Annotated in this window: 18 protein-coding genes and 2 pseudogenes; 13 read left to right on the top strand and 7 right to left on the bottom strand. The window is 62.9% G+C overall.

All coding sequences use genetic code 11. The features are described from left to right. Window positions 1-32: 32 nt before the first annotated feature. Window positions 33-2,345 carry an ATP-dependent DNA ligase gene (locus G6N38_RS15700; RefSeq protein ID WP_163748964.1) on the top strand — a complete coding sequence of 771 codons (2,313 nt, stop codon included), beginning with the start codon at window positions 33-35 and terminating at the stop codon, window positions 2,343-2,345. Between the two features lie 46 nt (window positions 2,346-2,391). On the opposite strand, the gene G6N38_RS15705 is transcribed toward G6N38_RS15700, so the two are convergent. Next, window positions 2,392-2,841, bottom strand: coding sequence for a nuclear transport factor 2 family protein (locus tag G6N38_RS15705; RefSeq protein WP_163748966.1), 450 nt, complete (start codon window positions 2,839-2,841; stop codon window positions 2,392-2,394). A 23-nt stretch (window positions 2,842-2,864) separates the two neighbouring features. After that, the gene (locus G6N38_RS15710) at window positions 2,865-3,584 is read right to left on the bottom strand and encodes an SDR family NAD(P)-dependent oxidoreductase (RefSeq protein WP_163748969.1); all 720 of its coding nucleotides are present in this window, start codon (window positions 3,582-3,584) and stop codon (window positions 2,865-2,867) included. 55 nt (window positions 3,585-3,639) lie between these two features. Here G6N38_RS15710 and G6N38_RS15715 point away from each other — a divergent pair, with 55 nt between their 5' ends. Continuing rightward, complete coding sequence (locus tag G6N38_RS15715) at window positions 3,640-4,551, top strand: helix-turn-helix domain-containing protein (RefSeq protein WP_407662730.1); 912 nt, start codon at window positions 3,640-3,642, stop codon at window positions 4,549-4,551. Window positions 4,552-4,614: 63 nt separating this feature from the next. On the opposite strand, the gene G6N38_RS15720 is transcribed toward G6N38_RS15715, so the two are convergent. Next, window positions 4,615-5,121, bottom strand: coding sequence for an Lrp/AsnC family transcriptional regulator (locus tag G6N38_RS15720; RefSeq protein WP_163748971.1), 507 nt, complete (start codon window positions 5,119-5,121; stop codon window positions 4,615-4,617). Window positions 5,122-5,281: 160 nt separating this feature from the next. Between G6N38_RS15720 and G6N38_RS15725 the strand changes: the two genes are divergently transcribed. Next, complete coding sequence (locus G6N38_RS15725; protein WP_163752040.1) at window positions 5,282-8,824, top strand: indolepyruvate ferredoxin oxidoreductase family protein; 3,543 nt, start codon at window positions 5,282-5,284, stop codon at window positions 8,822-8,824. A gap of 51 nt (window positions 8,825-8,875) precedes the next feature. Here the strand turns inward: G6N38_RS15725 and G6N38_RS15730 are convergent, their stop codons facing one another. Beyond that, window positions 8,876-9,622 carry a TetR/AcrR family transcriptional regulator gene (locus G6N38_RS15730; protein WP_246227235.1) on the bottom strand — a complete coding sequence of 249 codons (747 nt, stop codon included), beginning with the start codon at window positions 9,620-9,622 and terminating at the stop codon, window positions 8,876-8,878. Between the two features lie 118 nt (window positions 9,623-9,740). Here G6N38_RS15730 and G6N38_RS15735 point away from each other — a divergent pair, with 118 nt between their 5' ends. Together G6N38_RS15735 and G6N38_RS15740 are read left to right on the top strand one after the other, a co-directional pair. Next, on the top strand, window positions 9,741-10,664 hold the full coding sequence (locus tag G6N38_RS15735; protein WP_163748974.1) for an LLM class flavin-dependent oxidoreductase: 924 nt from the start codon (window positions 9,741-9,743) through the stop codon (window positions 10,662-10,664). Then, entirely contained in the window at window positions 10,661-11,566 is a 906-nt protein-coding gene (locus tag G6N38_RS15740; RefSeq protein ID WP_163748976.1) for an NADP-dependent oxidoreductase, read from the top strand. The genes G6N38_RS15735 and G6N38_RS15740 overlap by 4 nt, the downstream gene beginning before the upstream one ends. A 31-nt stretch (window positions 11,567-11,597) precedes the next feature. Here G6N38_RS15740 and G6N38_RS15745 read toward each other — a convergent pair. The 3 genes and pseudogenes from G6N38_RS15745 to G6N38_RS15755 all read right to left on the bottom strand — a co-directional run. Further along, a pseudogene (locus G6N38_RS15745) lies at window positions 11,598-12,230 on the bottom strand (ATP-binding protein); the annotation flags it as partial. A gap of 10 nt (window positions 12,231-12,240) precedes the next feature. After that, a pseudogene (istA, locus tag G6N38_RS30710) lies at window positions 12,241-13,245 on the bottom strand (IS21 family transposase); the annotation flags it as partial. A 327-nt stretch (window positions 13,246-13,572) separates the two neighbouring features. Further along, on the bottom strand, window positions 13,573-14,424 hold the full coding sequence (locus G6N38_RS15755; RefSeq protein ID WP_246227237.1) for a helix-turn-helix transcriptional regulator: 852 nt from the start codon (window positions 14,422-14,424) through the stop codon (window positions 13,573-13,575). Between the two features lie 137 nt (window positions 14,425-14,561). Here G6N38_RS15755 and G6N38_RS15760 point away from each other — a divergent pair, with 137 nt between their 5' ends. From G6N38_RS15760 to G6N38_RS15795, 8 genes are all read left to right on the top strand, one after another. Next, entirely contained in the window at window positions 14,562-16,184 is a 1,623-nt protein-coding gene (locus tag G6N38_RS15760; RefSeq protein ID WP_163748980.1) for an AMP-binding protein, read from the top strand. A gap of 324 nt (window positions 16,185-16,508) precedes the next feature. Further along, entirely contained in the window at window positions 16,509-17,570 is a 1,062-nt protein-coding gene (locus G6N38_RS15765) for an ABC transporter ATP-binding protein (RefSeq protein ID WP_322790532.1), read from the top strand. A gap of 11 nt (window positions 17,571-17,581) precedes the next feature. Further along, complete coding sequence (locus G6N38_RS15770; RefSeq protein ID WP_163748982.1) at window positions 17,582-17,950, top strand: DUF732 domain-containing protein; 369 nt, start codon at window positions 17,582-17,584, stop codon at window positions 17,948-17,950. A 396-nt stretch (window positions 17,951-18,346) separates the two neighbouring features. Then, window positions 18,347-19,510, top strand: a complete 1,164-nt coding sequence (locus tag G6N38_RS15775) for an LLM class flavin-dependent oxidoreductase (protein ID WP_163748984.1) — start codon at window positions 18,347-18,349, stop codon at window positions 19,508-19,510. Then, on the top strand, window positions 19,507-19,950 hold the full coding sequence (locus tag G6N38_RS15780) for a YybH family protein (protein WP_163748986.1): 444 nt from the start codon (window positions 19,507-19,509) through the stop codon (window positions 19,948-19,950). The genes G6N38_RS15775 and G6N38_RS15780 overlap by 4 nt, the downstream gene beginning before the upstream one ends. Window positions 19,951-20,029: 79 nt before the next feature. Further along, a complete protein-coding gene (locus G6N38_RS15785; protein WP_163748988.1) occupies window positions 20,030-21,478 on the top strand; it encodes an amidase in 1,449 nt (482 codons plus the stop codon). A 136-nt stretch (window positions 21,479-21,614) separates the two neighbouring features. Then, window positions 21,615-22,052 carry a hypothetical protein gene (locus G6N38_RS15790; RefSeq protein ID WP_163748990.1) on the top strand — a complete coding sequence of 146 codons (438 nt, stop codon included), beginning with the start codon at window positions 21,615-21,617 and terminating at the stop codon, window positions 22,050-22,052. Beyond that, a complete protein-coding gene (locus G6N38_RS15795) occupies window positions 22,049-23,188 on the top strand; it encodes a M20 family metallopeptidase (RefSeq protein ID WP_163748992.1) in 1,140 nt (379 codons plus the stop codon). The genes G6N38_RS15790 and G6N38_RS15795 overlap by 4 nt, the downstream gene beginning before the upstream one ends. The last annotated feature ends 8 nt before the right edge of the window (window positions 23,189-23,196 follow it).

Consider the following 23,196-nt stretch of genomic DNA (forward strand, 5'->3'; position numbering starts at 1 on the left):
AGTCCACGGTAACAGCGGGTAATACCGTTGGGATGGTGAATTACGTGTGGCCGCCGGGAGCGACGAGGGGACCGCGCGTCGTGCTGACCAACGCCGACAAGGTGCTTTACCCGGCTACCGGCACCACCAAGGCCGACGTGTTCGAGTACTACACCTCGATCGCCGAGGTGATGCTGCCGCATATCGCCGGCCGACCCGTCACCCGGAAACGCTGGCCCAACGGCGTCGATGAGTCGGCATTCTTCGAAAAGCAGCTTGCCAGTTCGGCACCGGATTGGCTCGACCGCGCGACAGTCGTACACCGCTCGGGCAGCACCACGTATCCCATCGTCGAGAGTTCGACGGGCCTGGCGTGGATCGCTCAGCAGGCCGCATTGGAAGTTCATGTGCCGCAATGGCGTTTCACTTCAGCCGGAAAGCCCGGTCCGGCAACACGTTTGGTCTTCGATCTCGACCCGGGCGAGGGCGTGACCATGGCGCAGCTGGGCGAGGTCGCCAACGCCGTGCGCGAGTTGATGGACGACATCGGGCTGACGGTGCACCCGCTCACCAGTGGCAGCAAGGGGCTGCATCTGTACGCCCCGTTGGCCGACCCGGTCAGCAGCAGCGGGGCGGTGACGCTGGCCCGCCGGGTGGCCCAGCAGTTGGAACAGAGCATGCCCACGTTGGTGACCGCGACGATGACCAAGAGCCTGCGGGCCGGCAAGGTCTTTCTGGACTGGAGCCAGAACAGCGGGTCCAAGACCACGATCGCGCCGTATTCGCTGCGCGGGCGGGAGACTCCGACGGTCGCCGCGCCGCGCACGTGGGAGGAGATCGGCGATCCGGCGTTGCGGCACCTGGAGTACCGCGAGGTGCTGGCCCGGGTGGCCGAGGAGGGGGACCTGCTGGCCGACATGGACGCCGACGTGCCACGTGAAGATCGCCTGAGCAGGTATCGCGGCATGCGGGATTCGGCCAAGACGCCCGAGCCGGTCCCCAAGGCGTCCCCTGCTGCGTCCGATGTTGCCGGCCAGGCGGCTCCGGCCGGCAACGGCAACACCTTCGTCATCCAGGAGCACCACGCCCGCCGGCTGCACTACGACTTTCGGCTGGAGCGCGACGGTGTGCTGGTGTCATGGGCGGTGCCGAAGAATCTGCCGGACACCCCGGCGGTCAACCACCTCGCTGTGCACACCGAGGATCACCCGCTGGAGTACGCGACGTTCTCCGGCGACATCCCCAAGGGCGAATATGGCGGCGGCAAGGTGATCATCTGGGACTCCGGTACCTATGAGGCGGAGAAGTTCCGGGACTCCGGGGCAGACAAGGGCGGCGAGGTGATCGTCGACCTGCACGGGCAGCGGATCTCCGGGCGCTATGCGCTGATTCAGACCAACGGCAACCAGTGGCTGGCGCGCCGGATGAAGGAGCAGTCCACGCCCCACTTGGCGGACTACTCGCCGATGCTGGCGACCTTGGGTTCGGTCGAGAAGCTGACCGGGGCGCAGTACGGGTTCGAGGGCAAGTTCGACGGCTATCGCTTGCTGGTCGAGATTTCCGGCGGTGAGTTGCGGCTGCAATCCCGCAGCGGCCGGGACCTCACCGCCGACTATCCCCAACTGCAGTCGCTGGCAGCCGATCTCGCCGACCACGACGTGATCCTCGACGGCGAGGTGGTGGCGCTGGACGCCGACGGTGTGCCGAACTTCGGCGAGATGCAGAATCGGGTGCGCGCCACCAGGATCGAGTTTTGGGCGTTCGACATCCTGCGGCTCGACGGGCGCTCGCTGCTAAAGGCGAAGTATCGCGACCGGCGCAAGGTGCTGGAAACCTTCGCCGAGGGAACGGATTTGATCGTTCCGCCGCTGATCGACGGTGATGGGCCGGACGCGATCGAGTTCTCCCGCAGGAAGAAGTGGGAAGGTGTCGTCGCCAAGAAGTGGGACTCGACCTATCAGCCGGGCCGGCGGTCGGCAGCGTGGATCAAGGACAAGAACTGGATGACCCAGGAGGCGGTGATCGGCGGCTGGCGCGAGGGTAACGGCGGACGCTCGAGCGGGATCGGTGCGCTACTCCTCGGGATCCCCGACGACGGCGGCTTGCGGTTCATCGGCCGGGTGGGCACGGGGTTCTCCGACAAGGAACTCGCGAAGCTCAGGGAGATCCTCGCGCCATTGCACACCGACGAATCACCCTTCAGCACAGCGCTTCCCAGGCTGGACGCCAAGGGCGTCACGTACGTGCAGCCAGAGTTGGTGGGGGAGGTGCGTTATGGCGAGTGGACGTCCGACGGCCGGCTGCGCCATCCGAGCTGGCGCGGCCTGCGGCCTGACAAGGCGCCCGCCGACGTGGTGCGAGAGTAGGCCTACTGGCAGAACTGGCTCTGCCCGGGCAGTGGTTCATGCATCGTCAGAGTTCATTGAGGGTCTGCACTCGGATCCGCTCCAGCCGGACCTTGGCGATGCGCCATTGGCCATCTTCCTTGACGTACTCATCGCGGTAGTGACCAACTCCGGTGATGCCAATCCGCTCGCCAGAGGCGGCTCGGGGCCACTCGACGATGTCCTGCATCGCCCAGATGCCGGTGGCGGTGTCGGGGCCGGTAAAGGTCAATTCGGGGGTGTGCCCGTGATGAGCGCTGACCGCGCCGCTCACGGAGGCGAGCACCTTGGTGGCGATCTCCTCGCGGCCACGGAAGACGAGGTCGACCTCGGGTACTTCGAGTACGGCGTCCTCGGCGAAGACCGACGCAAAACCTTCCTGGTCTCGCAGGTCCAGGCAGCGAAAATACTTGGCGCGCAGTTCCTTGAGCTGTTCCCGGTCGAGAAGCTCACGAAGGATGTCCTCGGTGATCGACATGTCTGTTCCTTTCTCGGGGTGCTTCAGCAGGCGGTGCCGCGGTCGACGGACAGGACCGCGCCGGTCACCGACGCAGCCGCGTCGGAGGCGAGGTAGGCGATGGCGTCGGCGATGTGGCTCGGCGGCATGAATCCGTAACGGGCTCCGGAGGTTTCCATCAGCAGCGCCCAGTCGAGGTCGGAGTTGGCGTGCTCGGCGGCCGCGGTGGTCGGCATATCCGTCTGCACACCTCCGGGACAAATGGTGTTGACCCGGATGCCGTCGGCCGCCAACTCGAGTGCGAGCGACTTCATCAGCATGATGACACCGGCCTTGGAGGCGCAGTACGCGGCCTGGTAGGGCTGGCCTCGCAGACCGGCGATTGAGGCGATGGTGACGATGTTGCCCTTGCTGGTGCGCAGGTGTGGCAGGGCGGCGCGGCTGATCAGCATCGGGCCGGTCAGATTCACGCTCAGATGGCGCTGCCAGGTGGCGGTGTCCAGGTCTTCGAACTTGCGGAAGTGGTCGACGCCGGCCACATTGGCGACGACGTCGAGCCCGCCCAGGCGTTCGGTTGCCGCGGTGACGGCGGCATGCACCGAGGCCTCGTCGCCGACGTCACAGGCGACGATGCCCTCACCCGGCGTTAAGTCCACGCCCACCACCGAGGCGCCTTCGGCCTCGAACAGTGCGACCGTCGCGCGACCGACGCCGCCGGCCGCCCCAGTGACCAGCACCCGTTTACCCACGAATCGATCACCCACAGGCACGTCTCCCGCCAGTTGCCTATGTCGATATTTCGACATACCGTTCGATATTGTGACGATGAAGGTAGACCCCACAGAGTCTCAGCGTCAAGGGAACTCGCCACCGACAGAGCGCGTCGTTGCGGTCGTGGAACTGTTGGGAGCCAACCCTGACCGCCAGTTCACGCTGGCCGAGATCTGCCGTCGCCTGACCATCAGTCGCGCGACGGGCCACGTGATACTGACCACCTTGGCCATCCATGACTGGGTCACCCGCGACCCCGCCACCGCCGCCTACTCGTGGGGCCCGGCGATTGCCAGCCTGGCCAACCCGACTAGTACGCACCGCTACCGCGACGACCTGCAGGCACTTGCCGCAGCGACCGGGACGCAGGTACACCTCAGCCGCAGGCAAGGGGAGACGCTCGTCATCGATCAAACCGCGGGGAACTGCTTGACCGGACCGCGAATCGGACCCGGTCTGCGCACGCCGCTGGTGGCGCCATTCGGCAGGGAATACGTGGCCTGGGCCGCCCCCGACGTCCAAAAGGCTTGGCTGGAAGCCATCGGCCAGCCCAGCGTCGCGTTGCGTCGCCGAATGACGGCGATACTCAAGGAGATTCGAACCCGCGGCTTCGCCGTCGAACGACTAACCACCGAGTATCTTCGGGTCTACACCGCTCTGCGCGCCCTCACCGGCGATGGCGAAGTCGACGCCATCACCGCCCAGTTGGCCCGTGCCTTCGCCGATCTCACCGTCATAGACGTCCTACCCGAGGAATTGGGCGATACGGCCAGCCACAGCGTCGCCATCATCTCGGCCCCGATCACCGACGGCAGCGGCGCTGTCATGATGTCGGTCACCGCAGCGGTGTTCACCACCGTGGACAGCGCTCGCATCCGCACGCTTGGGGAGCAGGTCCGCCGCACCGCACATGACATCGAAACGCGCATCGCCTGCAACCCCCATCCCTCGATCGTCTGACGTGGTCGCGGGCGCGGGTGGTGGAATCCCTTGTCACCTCCGGGTCGAGCGTGCCCGCCCCCGCTAATCGAGGGGAGCAGGCGTGGACCGACCCCATCCGGTGTCGCGGGTGATGTATTCCAGAAGTGGGATCGCCCGAAACGGCAGCGGTGTCGTCAGCGCCAGCGTGGTGCTGGTGTGCACGACACCGTCAAGGGCGACGACATGCTCGATGAGGGCCTGCAGGTCGGCCTGCGAAGGGGAACCCACCCGGACGAGCAGATCTTCGCGGCCAGTTGTGGCGTGAACTTCCAGCACCTGGGGAATAGCCGCTAGATCGTCAACAACCGCGCCCAGCCGACCCTGTTCGATTTCAACGGCGATGAACGCTTGCACCCCGATGCCCGCCTCGGCCAGGTCTAGCCGGGGCTGGTAGCCAATCAACAAGCCGGCCTCCTCCAACTTGCGCAGCCGCGACGCCACCGTGTTTCGGGCAATGCCCAACACCGAGGACAGTTCCACGGTTCCTGTGCGCGCGTCTGTGCTGAGAATTCGCAGGAGCTCCACGTCAAGTCGGTCAAGGCTGATCATTCGTGTCACCTTCTCGTGCGGTGGCACGTGCCAACTATGCCACTGGGTTAGTTGAAGGCAGTCTAGTTGACCCAACCGCGCTGCAGAGGCAGCCTTGGGTTGGCCCTCGGATCATTTAGTCGCGGCAGGTGTCGCGGAGTTACGGATGGTTGCAAACGCGATGACCGAATTGAAATCTGTTGATTCCAATCCACTCTCGGTGGATCTGCAAGACCGATATCGCCCATCGTCGGGGCCCGTCGTGATGACCGGTGTGCAAGCGCTGCCCCGCCTGCTGGTCGAACAGCACGCCCGTGACGGGCGGGCCGGCCGCCGTGTAGCGACTTTTGTGTCTGGCTACCAGGGCAGCCCATTGGCCGGTCTCGACACGCTGCTGACCGGTATCCCGAGTTTGTCGTCGGAACACGACGTCAAGGTGGTCCCCGGAATGAATGAAGAGTTGGCTGCAACGTCGGTGTGGGGAAGCCAGCTTGAACTTCCCGGCGGATCGCGCACTCATGATGGGGTGATCGGGGTTTGGTACGGCAAGGGCCCCGGGCTGGATCGAGCCAGCGACGCGCTTCGTCACGCAGCGATGTACGGTGCACATCCTGGCGGCGGGGCACTCGTCCTCGTCGGTGATGATCCGGCGGCTAAATCGTCCTCGGTACCGGCAGCAAGTGAGCGGTCGCTTGCCGCACTGTCGATGCCGATCTTCTTCCCTCGCAACGCCGAAGAGATCGTCACGTTCGGTCTCTACGCAATTGCACTGTCACGTCTGTCCGGCTGTTGGCCGGCGATGAAGCTGGTTGCCGATGTTGCCGACGGCTTGTGGACTCTGAACCGCGACTTCACCGATCTCGACATCATCGAGCCCAGCCTCCAATGGCAGGGGCGACCGTGGACCTACCGCCAGCGGCGGTTGGCGGCCCCGCCGGACAGTGTGCTGGCCGAGGCAGACCTTTACGGACCGCGATGGGCGATGGTGCAAGCCTTCAACGCCGCCAACGACATTGACGACATCACCGTCGCTCCCGAACAGGCGTGGCTGGGCATTGTCGGGGTGGGCACGGCCTACGATTCGCTTCGTCAAGCCCTGACCGAACTCGGTCTGCGGGAACGCGATCTGCTCGACGCGGGTGTTCGTATCCTGCGAGTTGGGATGCCGTACCCCTTGGGCGCGGAGAAGGTGCGCCAACTGGCCGACGGCGTCGAGACAGTTCTCGTTGTTGAGGACAAAACCTCCTTCGTCGAGACCCAGGTAAAGGAAATCCTCTACGGCATCGACCACCCGCCCAAGGTGATCGGTAAGCGCAACGGCGAGGGAGATCACCTGGTCCCCGCGGACGGTGAATTGACGGCCGCGCGCCTGATCGCACCGTTGCGCGCCGTGCTCGACGGGCGCGCGCAGTTGGTCAAACCGCCGCCACCGCTGCTGGAACTCACCGCGCTGCCGACCCGACGCACCGCCTACTTCTGTTCGGGCTGTCCACACAACCGCTCGACGGGGGTGCCCGAGGGATCTTTGGCTGCCGGCGGCATCGGTTGCCATACCCTGGTGACGATGTCGTCGCGGCTGGATTCCCAGGTCACCGGCCTGACCCAGATGGGTGGCGAGGGCGCCCAATGGATTGGGCAGTCACCGTACACCAACGCCAGTCATATCTTTCAAAACATCGGGGACGGAACGTATTTCCACTCAGGGCAGCTCGCAGTGCAGGCGTGTGTTGCCGCTGGGGTCAACATCACCTACAAGATTCTCTACAACTCCGCGGTCGCCATGACCGGGGCCCAGGATCCCGAGGCCGCTCTGAGCGTTCCTGATCTCACACACAAGCTCGAGGCCGAAGGCGTTGCAAAGACGATCGTGTGCGCCGACGAGCCCAGCCGCCACGACGGAGCCTCGTTCGCACGAGGTGTACTGCTCTGGCCCCGGGATCGAGTCGACGAGGCGCAACGGGTTTTGCGTGACACCCCAGGTGTGACGGTGTTGATCTATGACCAGGTCTGCGCCGCCGATGCGCGGCGCAAGCGCAAGCGCGGTGCACTGCCGGTGCGTCGGACACGCGTCATCATCAACGAAGCTGTCTGTGAAGGTTGCGGCGACTGCGGAGTCAAGAGCAATTGCCTGTCCGTCCAACCGGTCGATACCGAATTCGGCCGCAAGACCCGCATTGACCAAACCACCTGCAACACCGACTACTCCTGCCTGGATGGCGAGTGCCCGAGCTTTGTGACCGTCGACCTGCCCGAGGGCCCCAGCGCGGCCCCGCGACCGACAATTCCCGCGCCGCCGCCAGTCGCCAACAACGAGATACCGAGCATCGGCGGGAGTCACGGCATCTTCCTCGCCGGCATCGGTGGCACCGGAATCGTCACTGTCAACCAGGTTCTCGGTGTGGCGGCGCTGCAGGCGGGTCTGCACGTGGAGGGACTCGACCAGACCGGGCTCAGCCAAAAGGCCGGCCCCGTGACGTCGCACTTGCGAATCAGCACGCATCCCGACGCGTCGTCGAATCGGATCAGCCCCGCGTCGGCCGACTGTATCCTCGCCTTCGATCTGCTCACCGCGGCCGATGCGAAGTATGCGGGTTACGGTAACCCGCAACGTTCCCTCACGGTTGCATCCACGAGTAAGACCCCGACCGGTGACATGGTTTACGACCCTGCTGTCACCTACCCCGAGACCCGCGAACTTCTTGAACGTCTCGACCTGCGTTGCCGCTCGCTGACGTCCTTCGATGCGATGTCGGCCGCGCTGGCACTGTTCGGCAACACCGCTGCGGCCAACTTCCTGATTGTCGGCGCCGCCTATCAAGCTGGCGGAATCCCGATTCCCGCCGAGGCCATCCTCGAGGCCATCGCTGTCAATGGTGTTGCTGTGCAGGTTAATCAAGCAGCATTTGGGTGGGGCAGAGTGGCGGTAGCCGATCCAGCGGAATTTCGCGCCGCTACAGCGGCCGGTCCGCTTCCGCAGCGAAGCGATATCGCCATCCCCGGTCATCTCCTTGTCGCCTGCCCAGTGGCAGGCCGTACCCGCGAACTCTTGGAGCGGCGCGCTGCCGCCTTGGTGGCCTACCAGGGCGACCGTGTCGCGGCGCGCTATATCCAGAGCGTTCAACAGGTATGGGCCCGCGAGCAGGCGGTGGGTGAGCGGAGCGCCTTCTCCGAGGCCGTGGCCATCGGACTGCACAAGCTGATGGCGTACAAAGACGAATACGAGGTTGCGCGTCTGCTCACCGATCCGGCGTTCATCCGCGCCGTTGACAGCGAGGTCCGTGGAGGGCAGAACCTGACCTACAAGCTGCACCCTCCGACAATGAAAGCGTTGGGGCGCAAGACAAAGGTTGGTTTCGGGCCGAGATCGCACATCGCACTCAAGATGCTCGCCCGCGGTAAATTTCTGCGCGGCACGAAGTTTGACCCGTTCGGTTACGCCCGTGTGCGCAAGGTGGAGCGCCTCTTGCTCGCCCACTACGAAGCAATGGTGCTCGACCTCGCGGATAAGCTGGATTCCGACAACTATGAGGCCGCCGTTGCCGCGGCATCCGCCCCCGATATCGTCCGCGGGTACGAGGACGTCAAGATGCGCAACGTCACCAGGTACATTGCTCGCCTGAACGAACTCGGTATGTCGACCGACCGGCTAACAACGGCGTTGTATCAGTCTGAGAATGCCAAGTTGATTGAGGACCGGTATGACGGTTTGCGTGAGGACCAGTAGCCCCCTGATTTACCCGCATGGATTGTCCGAAATTGCACGACGCCCTGGTGTTCAGCGACTCTTTGGGTTTGACAGCTCACTCTTTGGTGGGCGGGCGAGGCCGTTGAGCATGAGAGTAACGGTGAAGTCGAATCGGTCGTGGCCTGTGCCTGCGGTGAGTTCGGCTGCGTACCGGGTGGTGTGAGGAAAGGCCTCCGGAGGTAGTTCGGTGAGTTGGCGGTGTAGTTCTTCGGTGTCGAGGATCCAGTCAGCGTGGTTGTGGTTCTTGCGTTGCGCCAGGATGTAGTTCTCCAGACAGTATCCTGCGATGTAGAGCAGCAGGGCGTCGGCGGTCCAGGCGGCGGTCTGTGGGTCGGTGCCGCTGGCGAGCAGGATGGCCAGCATTGCTTCGCTGACCCGCAGGGTCTGCAGGTCGGTGGGAAACATCGCCAGTGCGGCGCCCGAAATGCCGGGGTATTTGAGGTATTGGTCGCGAATCTGGGCGCACATGTTGTGGATTTGCTCACGCCAGGCAATCGGATCGGGCTCGGGGAGCTCAAGGTTCGCGCACAATCTCCCGATAAGCAGCCCGTCGAGGTCAGCCTTGTCGACGACGTGGGCATACAGCGAAGCGGGGCCGGTGTCGAGCGCGGTCGCCAATCGGCGCATGCTCAGCGTTTCATAGCCTTCAGCCGCGGCGATGCCCAGCGCGGTGTCAAGGATCAACTCCACGGTGATCGGGGTTGCGCGGCGCACCCGAGACGGAGTGGTTTCCGCGACTAGTTGGTGGCGTGCGGCGCGACGCTGCCGGGGGTTCACGCTCACCAGCATAACTTGACACGAACGCCCATCGTCTATAGAACAGTGTTCGTGTACGTATCTTGTGGTCGGAATCCAATGAGATCGACTGCGCTTCTCACGAGATCTGGATGAGCCAATGAGTGCCGCCCGGGTGTTGTTCGGTTTAGGTCTTCCACCCGATCTCGCCGCCGCAAACCGAATACTCCCGCAGGCAAAAGCATGTGATGCCGCGGGTCTGGACGTGGTCTCGATCCCCGACCATCCCAACTTTGCTGACCGTGTCGATGCCTATGCCGCGGTTAGCATGGTCTTGGGTGCCACCCGGCAGCTCCGTGGCGTGGTCAATCTCACCAACATTGGCATCCGGTCAGCTCCGCTGCTGGCACGCACGGTGGCCAGCCTGTCGGCACTCTCGGACGGGCGCATCATCGTCGGTGTCGGCGCAGGCAGCCTGTGGGACGAGCTGGCCCGCCTCGGTGTCACTCCGCGTTCGCCTGCCGAATCGGTGCAGGCGATGGAGGAGACGATCACCGTGATGCACGCACTCACTGGCGGCGGGCCGCCGGTCGACTTCGCCGGCCAGTTTTACCAACTTCGCGGCGCGGATCCGTCTCCGCAGCCCACTCCTGCGATCTGGACGGGTTCGCAAGGACCTCGATCGCTGGCGATTACCGGTCGCCTCGCTGATGGCTGGATTCCGGCCCACACCGCGGACTGGCGTAGTCCCCAGGTTAAGGCGTGGCGCCCGGTCATCGACGACGCTGCGGTTGCGGCGGGCCGAAGCCCCGCCGACATCGTCACCATCTACAACGTCGGCGGTCAGATCACCGACCGGGCGGTCCTGAGGCCCCGTGATGAAGAGGGCCGCTGGGTTGGTGGCTCGACCGAACAATGGATTGATGAACTGACCTCGGCGGTTATCGATTACGACGCGGCGGGATTGTTCTACCTTCGCCGCGATCTATCGGACTCGGCGGTTGGGCGCTGGATGCATGAGATCGTGCCCGCAGTGCGCCGAGCCATCGCCGAGTCGAATGAACGGCACGGAGCAAGCGGATGAGGGCGGTTCGGTTCAGCGAATACGGCGGCCTCGAGGTTCTCCAGGTCGTCGAGGTCGACGCGCCACAGGCCGGTCCGGGACAAGTGCGGATCGCCGTGCACGCGGCGGGGGTCAATCCATCTGACTGGAAGCGTCGGGCCGGGCAATACCGCGAGTTCGACCCGGTCACCTTTCCCGCCGGGGTCGGCGTCGAAGCCTCCGGTGTCATCGACGAAGTAGGCCCGGGCGTATGCGGTGTCGGTGTGGGAGATGCGGTCTTCGGTTATGGTGAAAACACGGTTGCCGAGTGCGCAATTCTGTCGCACTGGATGCGCAAGCCCGAGAGCATGTGTTTCGAGGTTGCTGCCGGGTTGCCGGTGATCGCCGAGACGGCCTCGCGCAGCCTCGATCACACCGGCGTGCAACCGGGCGAAACTCTACTGATCAGCGGCGCTGCAGGCGGGATCGGAACCGCTGTTGTTCAATTCGCGCTCCACCGGGGGATCACGGTCATCGGCACAGCAAACCCCCAGCAGCAGGACTATCTGCGCGAACTCGGCGCCATCCCCACAACATACGGACCGGGCCTGGCTCAGCGCGTGAAAGATTTAGTGCCGCAGGGGGTTGACGCTGCCCTGCATTTGGCTGGGGCGGGGGTCATACCGGAATTGATTGATATCGTTGGTGATCCATGGGCAGTGGTGTCCGTCGTCGATCTCACCGCCCCGCAGCACGGAGCGCGATTCTCGGCCGGGCCTCCGAAAAATCCGGAAGCAGTCTTGGCCGACGTAGCGCGACTCTATTCCGAAGATAAATTTCGGTTGCGCATAGAACAGAGATTCCCGCTCGAAAAGACCGCACAGGCACACGAAGTCAGCGCCAACGGGCAAGTCACAGGCAAACTGATCATCTCCATCGCGTAGTCCTCGACCCAATTGATCTCGGCAGACCGACCTATTCAGAGCAGCCGAGGCGTCTCTGACGAGCATTTTCGCGATGAAGCACCGACCCGCGACATAAGGGTCGATTCGCGCGGGTGTGGGCCAGTCGGTAAGAGGCGAAGTCGGTTTCGATGATGGTGCCCCCGAAGCTGAGGCGATCGACGATGGCTGCGCAGAGCCACGGGTCGGTGAAGCTTTTGGTCCACCGGGAGAAGCTTTCGTTGCTCGCGATTCCGATGGCGTTCTTTTCCTTCCTCTCGGTCAACACCTGGGAGAGCAGCCCGGCGCACCCCTTGTCGAGTTCCATGTGGCCAAGTTCGTCTAACAGGAGGAGATCGACGCAGCCGTATCGGTTGATGGTATTGATGAGTTGTTTGTCGTCGGCGGGTTCGACGAGTTCGTTGACCAGTCGGGTGGCCAGGATGTAGCGGACCCGGTAGCCGCGCTCGTCTGCGGCGGTGCCCAATGCGATGAGCAGACGGGACTCGCCGGTTCCAGAGTCACCGATCAGGCACAGGAGTTGGCCTTTGGCGATTCAGTCGCCGGCGGCCAGCTGGTGAATGGTCGTGGCGTTAACGTTGGCGTTGGCGTCGAAATCGAATTCGCCCAGCCATTTCTGGCGTGGGAAGCCTGCGGCTTTGACTCGGTGCAGGGTGGATCAGCGAGGAGCGGTCGGCCCGCGGGGTCAGCATAAGGCCCGGATCGAACGGCTCGGTGGGCAGTGGGTGCAGCAAGGGTCGTACGGCAGCGAAGTCGTCACCGACGGTGCGGACCCGGTCGCCGATGCGGCGGTCATTATCGTCGGTTTCCCAGCTCCGGATACGGTCGTTGAGTTCGTCGAGAGAATCGCCCTCGGGCATCGGGGTCAACCGGTTGCGCCGAAATCGACCGACTTCTCCTTCCACACCGCCCTTTTCGTGCGCGCCGCTAGAACCGGGTTGGCAGTAGAACGCGTCGAAGCCATAGTGTGACCGGAACATGATCCAGCGCTGATTTTCAGTGCGGCGACGGTTACGACCATGTAGAACCGCGGTGACCACGCTGGTCAGATTGTCGTAGCGGATATGACGCGTTGGCACCCCGCCGATCGCGGTGAAAGCCTCGAGTGGCCTCCTAGGAATGCTTCTTGGCCCTGGGTCGGATAGATCCGGTGAATGGCCTAGCCTGAGTGGGCCGGCCAGAGCACGAACATGTGGCATTTGGTCTTCACCCCGCGCAACATCACCCAGACCTCGCCGAAGTCCACTTCAGCTACCGCGCCCGGTTGATGTTACTGCGGGACAAATACCTCCACACGTCGGCCAGCTTCGATGTCGATCTGGGCTCGGCGGACCCGCACGTAATCTCGCACCGTCGAGTACGGCAACTCGCAGGCGTCGTGCTCGTCGATCAGTCGGTGCGGAACCCGCCGTGCGGTATGGCGTTGCTTGCGTGGCGCGGCGGTATCGGCCCACAACATTTCGTCGATGGCGGCCTTGAACGGCTCCAGCCTTGGTGACCGGCGCACCGGTGTTCTTCGCGGCGACGGGACCGGACTGGTCAACGCCTGCCGAACCGTGTCTCGACCTACCTGGTACTTACGCGCGAGCTCCCCGGATTGACAACCCTTCGGTCCGGGCGTCCCGGCGAATATCGGCGAACAACTCCACACGCAGTCCCATCGGGCCTCCACCCAACTCGCTTCAACAACCGTGGAGCCAACGTTGAGGTGGTCCTGAACCAAACCGTCACAACCACGCCGATGAGCCGTCAAAGTGCTCCCGAACCAAGCCGTCACACCGGTCCCGAATCAACCTGTCACGGTCATTGGTCTGCGTGTCGCTCTGTCGCGCGGGATGTGGCCAGCCACAAATGGTTCGAGGAACTTGGCGAACGCGGTTCGCTCGAAGTGTGTCAACTGCCCATAGCGAGAACCGCCTTGGGGCTGGTGGTGAGGTGCGCAGGTGCCGGTCCTCGACACAGTGGCGAGGTCCGGGTCCTGGTTCTTTCTAGGGAATCAACTTCAAGCGGCGAGCTGTCGCTACCGCCTCGTGCCTGCTTGAAGTACCCAACTTGGCGGAGGCACTCCGCAGATAGGCTTTCACCGTCTCAGGACGCAAGGACAGGCGTTGCGCTGCTTGTCTATTGGTGCAGCCCAGACCTACCTCAATGAGGACGTCCATCTCGCGCGGTGTCAACAGCGCCTCGGCGTCCGGCGCCTCGTCCAGGAGGGACCGCGACAGCTGGCCCGCCAGTCTGAGGAGATCGGTCGAGGAAACCGGCGTTGTGAGTTTGGCCAGCCGGCGCAACTCGGCATGGACGGCCCTGATCTCTGGGGCAGGGATGACTGGCGGCCCGGACTGGCTGGCATGTGCTTGCTGCATGCGCACCCGACGGTCTACTTCGTCGCGGACACGCAACTCGTAACTCAGTGTGCGTGCAGATTGCACTACTAAGTCAGCGGCACGTCCAGCGATGGGGGCACTGGAGCGATGTGCGCCATATATGACCGCCCTGGCAACGCCTTCGACGAGCACCGGCGCTGCGAACACCGCACGCAGTCCCTCCGACGATACGGGTACGTCGTGCTCGTGCGTGATGGTCGCGGCTCGACGATAGTCGGCGACGGCATGCGGTCGCCCGGTGACCATGCTGATCCCACCGAGACCGGAACGCGGTCGAATCGTCAGTCCCCGTAGCAGATTCGTTCGTGTCCCGGCGAACTCGCTCAGCAGTAGGACGTCGCCGTCGACGCTGCCGGCGAAGAGCACGGGCAGTGATCCGGTCTGCGCCAGCAGCCGAAGTTCTGCGCGCAGTGCATCCGAGTCACGTGGCCGCAGTAGCGGTGAGACGACAGCCACGCGTGCCCTCCTTCGGGGGTAGCAAGAGGCGATTGTGACGTACACCATACCTCCATGAACACTTTCACCGATCCGCGCTGTGGTGCCCGACTGGGCGGGACGAGTCCGATTGGCCGACGCCCGGCGGTCCGATTCTGATGAAGGCCCACGACGTAGGTCCACTGCACCCGGCAATCCTTGAAGACACTGTGGCAGCGAACTTCCTGCGCACTGCTGCTGCGTATCCTCAGGTCGATGCCTTGATCGATCTCAAGCAGGGTAGCCGTTATACCTACGCTGAACTTGAAAGCGAGATCAGGCTTTTTGCGCGTGCACTCATGGCCCTTGGCATCGACAAGGGCGACCGAGTGGGCATCTGGGCGCCCAACTGCGCACAGTGGGTCATCAGCCAGTTCGCCACGGCGGCGATTGGCGCCATCCTGGTCAACATCAACCCGGCTTACCGCACCCAAGAACTCGCCTACGTGCTCAATAAGGCCGGTGTGCGCGCGTTGATCGCGGCGACATCCTTCAAGTCCTCCAACTATGCGGATATGATCGACGCCGTTCGTGTGCAAGCACCCGACATGACTGACGTCATCTTCCTCGACACCGCCGACTGGAGCCGACTGCGTTCGCGCGCAATCGAGGTCACCACCGAACAACTGGTTGAGCGCATGGCAAGCCTGCTCCCCGACGAGCCGATCAACATTCAGTACACCTCGGGAACGACCGGTTTTCCCAAGGGCGCCACGTTGTCACACCGCAACATCGTCAACAACGGCTACTTCGTCACCGAGATCATCAGACTCGCAGCGGGGGAACGTCTTTGCGTTCCGGTCCCGTTCTACCATTGCTTCGGTATGGTGATGGCGAATTTGGGCTGCACCACTCATGGAGCAACGATCGTCATCCCAGCCCCTGGGTTCGACCCAACGGCCACCCTCGACGCAATCGAACGCGAGCGCTGCGCAGGCGTGTATGGCGTGCCCACGATGTTCATTGCCATGTTGAATGATCCGAGTTTCGACGGCCGTGACCTCACATCATTGCGGACCGGAATCATGTCGGGCGCTGTGTGCCCCGTCGAGGTGATGAAGCGTTGCATCGATGACATGAACCTGTCCCAGCTTGCGATTGCCTACGGAATGACCGAGACCTCACCCGTGTCGTGTCAGACGCTGGTTGACGACGATATCGAACGTCGCACCGCCTCGGTTGGCCGCGTCCACCCACACGTCGAGATCAAGATCATCGATCCGACCTCGGGCGAGGTGGTCGAACGTGGAGTGCCCGGCGAATTCTGCACACGCGGATACTCGGTGATGCTGGGATACTGGAACGACGACGAGAAGACCGCCGAGGCAATCGATTCCGATGGCTGGATGCACACAGGGGATCTGGCGGTCATGCGAGATGACGGTTACTGCAGCGTCGTCGGCCGGATCAAGGACATGTTGATCCGTGGCGGCGAGAACGTCTATCCACGAGAAATCGAGGAGTTCCTGCACACTCACCCCGACATCGATGACGCACAGGTCATTGGCGTGCCCGACGAAAAGTACGGTGAAGAGATCTGCGCTTGGGTTCGGATGAAATCTGGTCGTCCGCCGTTGGACGCCGCCGCGATTCGTGGCTTTGCCGCGGACCGGCTTGCGCATTACAAGATCCCTCGGTACGTACACGTCACCGACGAGTTCCCCATGACCGTCACCGGAAAGGTCCGCAAGGCCGAGATGCGCGAACGCAGCGTGGCGATTCTCGGTCTGAGCACCCTGTGAACGGGCGATCGGGATACGTGGAAGTACTGAGACGAAGTACTGAGACGAAGTACTGAGGTTTGGCGATACGAGAGAATTCGGTACTCATTGCGGATTCCACCCAGCGATGGCCGGTGCAGTATCGACGGGGCAAGCGTCGTCCAGTCTGCCGCCCGAACACACACCGTGATTGCGGGCAGCCTTCGCATCCGATGAGGAGACCAGAACCGTGTCGCTGCCACTTCCGCGATTCGATGGGCTGACGTCTGTCAGCGCCAATTACCCGGTGGCCCTCGCGATGCACCCGCGGCTACGAGCGAATTACTAGCACGAGAGGCATCTGGCGTGGGTATTGGTATTGCGGTCGAGGGGTTGACGAAGTCGTTTGGTTCCCAGCGGATCTGGGAGGACGTCACCTTTGATATCCCCGCTGGTGAGGTCAGTGTGTTGTTGGGGCCTTCGGGTACGGGTAAGTCGGTGTTTTTGAAGTCGTTGATCGGTTTGTTGCGCCCGGAGCGGGGCAAGATCATCGTTGATGGCACCAACATCATCGAGTGCTCGGCTAAGGAGCTTTACGAGATCCGCACCTTGTTCGGGGTGATGTTTCAGGATGGTGCGTTGTTCGGGTCGATGAACCTGTTCGATAACACCGCGTTCCCGCTTCGTGAGCATACGAAGAAGAAGGAATCCGAGATCCGCCAGATCGTGATGGAAAAGCTCGACATGGTGGGTTTGGGTGGGGATGAGAACAAGTTCCCTGGTGAGATTTCTGGTGGTATGCGTAAGCGGGCCGGGTTGGCGCGGTCGTTGGTGCTGGATCCGCAGATCATTTTGTGTGATGAGCCTGACTCGGGTCTGGACCCGGTGCGGACGGCGTATCTGTCGCAGTTGTTGATTGATATCAATGCTCAGATCGATTGCACGATTTTGATCGTGACGCACAACATCAACATTGCTCGTACGGTGCCCGACAACATCGGGATGTTGTTCCGTAAGCATTTGGTGATGTTCGGTCCGCGGGAGGTGTTGTTGACCTCTGATGAGCCGGTGGTGCGGCAGTTCCTTAACGGCCGCCGGATCGGTCCGATCGGGATGTCGGAGGAGAAGGACGAGGCCACCATGGCCGAAGAGCAGGCCATGGTCGATGCCGGTCATCATGATGGTGGTGTCGAAGAAATCGTGGGTGTGCCCCCGCAGTTGACGGTCACCCCGGGTATCCCCGAACGTGACGCTGTGCGCCGCCGCCAAGAACGCGTCCGCCAGATCCTGCACACCCTGCCCCCAGCCGCCCAGGAAGCCATCCGCGACGACCTCGAAGCCACCCACACCTGCACCGCCGATCTCATTACCGCTCCCACCGCCCTTCATCGCGCAACCGTGGCCGGACTCAGCACCACGCAGCGGTGATCGATCGGAGGATGTCAGTGAAGCATCGCTACCCGGCCATCACCGTGGCTGTCCTGGCAGCCGTCGGCGGGGTCCTCGCGCAGGCACCGGCGGCGCACGCTGTCCCAGGACCCGAAATCGAGTACACCTACGACGTCGTCGTGCGGCGCCATTTCGATTTCCCCGACAACGACGCCCTCGGCTACGGCTACGGCATCTGCGACAAGGTCACCCGCGGCGTCCCCTACGCCGCAGTCATGACCGACGTCAAGACGGACCTCATGCCCAACGACGAAGAGGCCGCCAACTACGTCGTCTCCAACGCCGTCGGCATCCTGTGCCCCAGTCAGATCTGGGCGCTACGCAACTCCGCCGCAGGCTACCGACCGTCACCCGGTTGATGACCGACCTGATCGAATCAGAACCCTAAGGCTGTCAGCGTAGGTCGGTCGAAAATCGTTGATCGTGTTTGGGTTTCACGCACGCTTCGACCCCGCACGTAGCGGCTTCCCTCGGCGCTGCCCGCGATGCGGCGTCGTGAGGCGAGTCGCTTTCTATCCCGGTACCGCACCGACCGCCAAGGGCCGTCGGGTGCGACCGGAAGAATCCGTGGAGCCGGCTGCGTAGAAGTACGGAGACGAGTACTGAGATTTGGCGGGGGACGTAAATCGGTACTCATTGCGGATTCAACTCAGCGGCGGCTGGTGCAGTCTCGACTGAGCAAGCGTCGTTCAGTCGGCTGCCCCAAAGCACGCAGTGAATGCGGGTAGCCCGCGCATCCGATGAGGGAGAAGTCGTTGAAATTCACAATGTTCACCGAGGCTGCTGTGAACCGTGGCAGTTCCTACAAGCGCCGCTACCTCGATCTCGTCGAGGAGGCGGTGTTCGCCGAAGAGATGGGGTTCGACACCTGGGGAACTTCTGAGCATCACTTCATCGGTGAGATGGCGTGCACGCCTTCGCCAGAGGTGATCTTCACCGCTGTCGCGATGCGCACCAACACGATACGTCTGCGCCACATGGGTCGGTTGGCGTCGGCGGTCAACCCAGTTCTGATCGCGGAGCAAACCATGTCGGAGGACATCTTTTCCGATGGCCGGGTAGAGGTTGCGTTCGTTCGTGGCAACACTCTGCTTCAGCTCGACGCCTTCGGCGTACCGCTGGACGAGTCGAAGGCCCGGGCTGACGAGGCCATGAGGCTATTCGTCCGCGCGGTGTCCGACGACGTCTTCGAGCACGACGGCAAGTACTGGGGCAGCTTCCCGCCGCGGCAGCTCACCCCCAAGGGCGTTCAGGAACCACACCCGCCGCTGTTCAAGATCGCGCAAACTGCGGGATCCATTCATGAGGCGAGAGTGCTCGGAATGGGCTGTCTCACCTCGGATATGTGGCTCGGGTGGGAAGAGGCCGAGCGGCTGATTTCCTGCTACACCTCGGTCAAAGACGACGAACTCAAGCCGATTGTCCGCCGAAACACCAACGTCGTCGGCCTCATTGCGAACACCGTCCGGTGCGCCAACACCAATGATCGCGCGATGGAAATCGGCGAGCGAGACATGATCATGATGTCGAACATCGTTCTGAAGGATCTGTACGTCCAACTGGCGCAGCGATCCGAGATGTACCGCGAATTCGCGATGTACGGCGAGATTCAGGACAAGATCAACGATACGGAATGGCTGCGAAACTGCGGTCCCAGTGTGATGGTGGGCGACCCCGCGCATCTGATCGAAATGATCGAGCGACTCGAGTCAATCGGTGCCAACGAGGTCGTGATGCGAATCGACAACGGCCCGCACAGAGAACTGATGGAGACAATCGAGACCATCGGTCGCTACGTGATTCCGCACTTCAAGAATCCCAAGGCCGTCCTGCGCAGCGGACCCGTCGGCGTGCTGCCAGGCGATGCTCACCAGAAGACCAGTATCGACGAATACTCTGAAGCAAATCGCGCGCTGTGAACGAGGTCAAGATCGTTCGAACAGTCGGCGCGGCACTGTCCGACGTCGAAGCTCGGCATATCGTCGAGAACGCCTTCGCGGCGATCGCCAACGCTGTAGAGACGCGTGATGCAGACGCGTTCGCGCAGTTGTACACCGCCGACGGAGTGCTCATGACACCCGACGGTGCACTGATACAAGGTCGCGCGGCGATAAAGGATGCGATCGGAAGGTTCCTAGAGGCGGGCCTGATCAAGCAGGAGGCGTGGTTGAGCGGTCTCGTCGTGGCCGATGGCCTCATCGTCGAACAGAGCCGCACGAGAGGCACCATCCGCACGGCTGACGGAACGACGCAGGCAGAGAACAACTGCATCGTCACCCACGTTCTGGAAGGCGAAGTTTGGCGCATGCACCAAGACATCTGGAACACGACTGGGAGTGCAGTGCAGGGGTCCTATTGACCGTCCTTGCAGCGCGTGGCCGTTCTGCACGCCATGGCTGCGCTCTGCACCCCAGCACGACGATCAAGAGAAAGTTGAGATGGCGATGAAATTCGCCGACTACGCAGCCTACGACGCAACCGGGTTGGCCGCTGCCATCCGCAATGGCGAGGTGAGCGCTGACGAGGTCCATCACACCGCGATCGACGCCGTGCAGCAGATGGACAGCCGGCTCAACGCCGTCGTCGATGGGCCGTGGTCCGTTCCACCTGTTCTACCCGCGACCGACGGCATATTCGGCGGCGTCCCATTCGTTACCAAAGATGTTGTGTGCCATGCGAAGGGCGTTCCCATGAGGATGGGCACGCTGGCGCTCAAGGACGGCCTGGTCTTCGACGGCAACACCGCGCTGATGGAACGTTTCCTCAAGGCCGGACTCGTATTGGTAGCCAATACGACAACCCCGGAGCTCGCCTTGAGTTGTGTGACGATCTCACGTCTGACCGGGGTAACGCTCAACCCGTGGAACACCGACGTCACCGTAGGTGCCTCGAGTGGAGGGTCTGCCGCTCTTGTGGCCGCTGGAGCCGTTCCGATGGCGCACGCCAACGATGGCGGCGGTTCCATTCGCATCCCCGCCGCGCGAGCAGGATTGGTCGGCCTGAAGCCATCTCGTGCTCGGGTTTCGGCCGGACCGGACTTCGCCGAGATCATGGGTGGGAACGCGATCGAGTTCGCGATCACCCGGAGCGTTCGTGACACCGCAAGACTTCTCGACGCCGTCCACGGTTACGAAGCCGGCGATCGATACGCCGCAATCCCACCGAGTAGGTCCTACTTGGACGCAACCCGGCAACGCCCGACGGGACTGCGTATCGCCGTTACATCGGAGTCGATGTCGGATGTGCCCGTCGACCACGAGGTCGTCGACGCAGTGAACGCGACTGCCACGCTCTTGACAGACCTCGGCCATGAAGTGGCGGTCGTCGAGCATCCGATCGACTGGTTCGGACTCATCGACGCCTTCAACGTGATCTGGGGCTTCGGCGTCGCAGCGACCGTCACGCAGGTCGCCGAGATCGGTGGCGTGGACATTTCGCCGGATTACTTCGACGCGTCCACTCTCGTCTCCTACGAGTACGGCATGTCACTGGGTGCCCTCGATCTCGCCAACGCCTACGCAAGGATGAACGACATCACCAGGCGTTACGCGAAATTCATGGCCGGCCATGACACCATCGTCCAACCAACGGCGAACCGGGTGCACGTACCCACAACGCATCTGGATACGAAGACCTCTCCGGCGACCTCGATCGAATGGGTGCAAACGGTGCTCGAGGAGTACCCAGTGTGCTGTCTCTACAACGTGACCGGCGCCCCCGCACTCAATGTTCCGCTGATGACGGCTACCGACGGGTTGCCCATCGGCATTCACCTCGGCGGCCGGATGTTCGAGGAAGACCTCCTGCTTTCCCTGGCCGCTCAGCTTGAGGAGGCGCGGCCGTGGGCCCAGCGTCGACCGCCGATCCACGTCGCGGTCCTCGACTAAGCGTGCCCGCGACATGAAAAGCGTTCTCAGACCACGTGCTCCCAGAGGTGGATCCGGTCATTCACTAGAGAGCGAGTTTCGGGCCCTAGCCGCCCACTGATCGCCAACGACCCATCCATCGGACGAAGGGATCGTCATGCGATTCTCACTCATCGTCGAACACCGCCATCGTGAAGGGGCGAACGCCGTGCGCGCGGCAACCGAAAAGGGATACGAAGAATTCGTCATGCTCGACGCTGGCTGTCTCAGCGAAGCGGCACGGCTCGCGGCGCAACTGAACGGCAAACGGCCGTTACTGCGCGTCCACGTGAGCGATGTGCACCCGCCGCAAGACACAAAGGAGATCTTTCTTCCGCCGCGACGGACAGCGATCGTGAGCCTCATTCACGATGCCAGCCTGCTTGGAATCGCCGTCGGCGCCACGATAACGGCTGACGATGGTGTTGTGGGCCATGTCGCCATGAGGGAGGGTGTCGCGCGAGACCTCAACGATCTGGGCTACCGCGTCTTCCTAGATCCAAACTCGAGGCCAGCTGGTCAGCACTCGCCTGATCGAGCGGAGCCGTCCCGATGAGGACCACAGTCGACACTGATCGTCTCGTCGAGCTGGTGAAGCAGCTCATACGATTCGACTCGTCGAATCCGCCTGGTGGTGAAGACAAGTTGGCACTGTATCTCGCTGAGGTCATGAGCAGTCTGGGCGCTGACGTCGAAGTGATATCTGCCGGCGCACAGCGGGATTCGGTTCTGGCCATCGTGCGCGGCACAGATCCCACTCGAACACTCGCAGTCAACGGCCACATCGACGTTGTTCCAGTCGCGGGTCAGAGATGGACACGCGATCCGTTCACTCCGGAAGTTCGTGGCGGCAAGCTCTACGGGCGCGGTGCTTGTGACATGAAGGGCGGCATCGGCGCGGCGATCGAAGCGATCCGTACGTTGACCGACAATGACCTGCTACCGAGTACGAACGTCGCCTTCCATCTCGTCGCCGATGAGGAGACCGGTGGCAAGCTGGGCACTCGATGGCTGATGGAACATGGATACCTCGCCGCCGATGCGTGCTTGATACCCGAACCGACCGGACTCCACGTAGGCGTGGCAGAGCGAGGCGCACTATTCGCCAGACTCACCGTGAACGGCCGTGGCGGCCACGGGAGCGTTCCAGATTCTGGTGTGTCGGCGATTGCCGGCGCCGCGCGAATCGTCGACACGCTCCATCTGCGCGACTTCGGCGTCGAACATCCGCTGCTCGGCCGGCCCACTTGTAACGTCGGAAAAATCTGGGGGGGCGCCGCGCCGAACGTCATCGCTGAGTCCTGCGCCATCGAGGTGGACCGCCGAATACTCCCCGGCGCATCATGCGAGTCTTCGATCCGGGAATTGCTGGACGCCGTCGCATCACTTCATCCGCCGGTGGACGTGAACGCCGAAGTCATTACGTTCGTGCAAGCATCTGAGATCGACCGGGCCCATCCCATTGTCGCGTGGATCGGGGAGACGGTTGCATCGGTACGCAGCGATTCGGTGGTCACTGGCAGCATGCTCGGCAGCGACGCGCGCTTCTACCGCAATGACCTGTCCATCCCGACGGTATTGCTCGGCCCGGGAGACATAGCTCAGGCCCACACCGCAGACGAATGGGTGTACGTCGACGATCTGACCGACGCCGCCAGCATCTATCTGCGGGCCTTCCAGTCGTTCCACTAGTGGGATCC

The organism is Mycolicibacterium helvum (assembly GCF_010731895.1).
Lineage (GTDB): Bacteria > Actinomycetota > Actinomycetes > Mycobacteriales > Mycobacteriaceae > Mycobacterium > Mycobacterium helvum.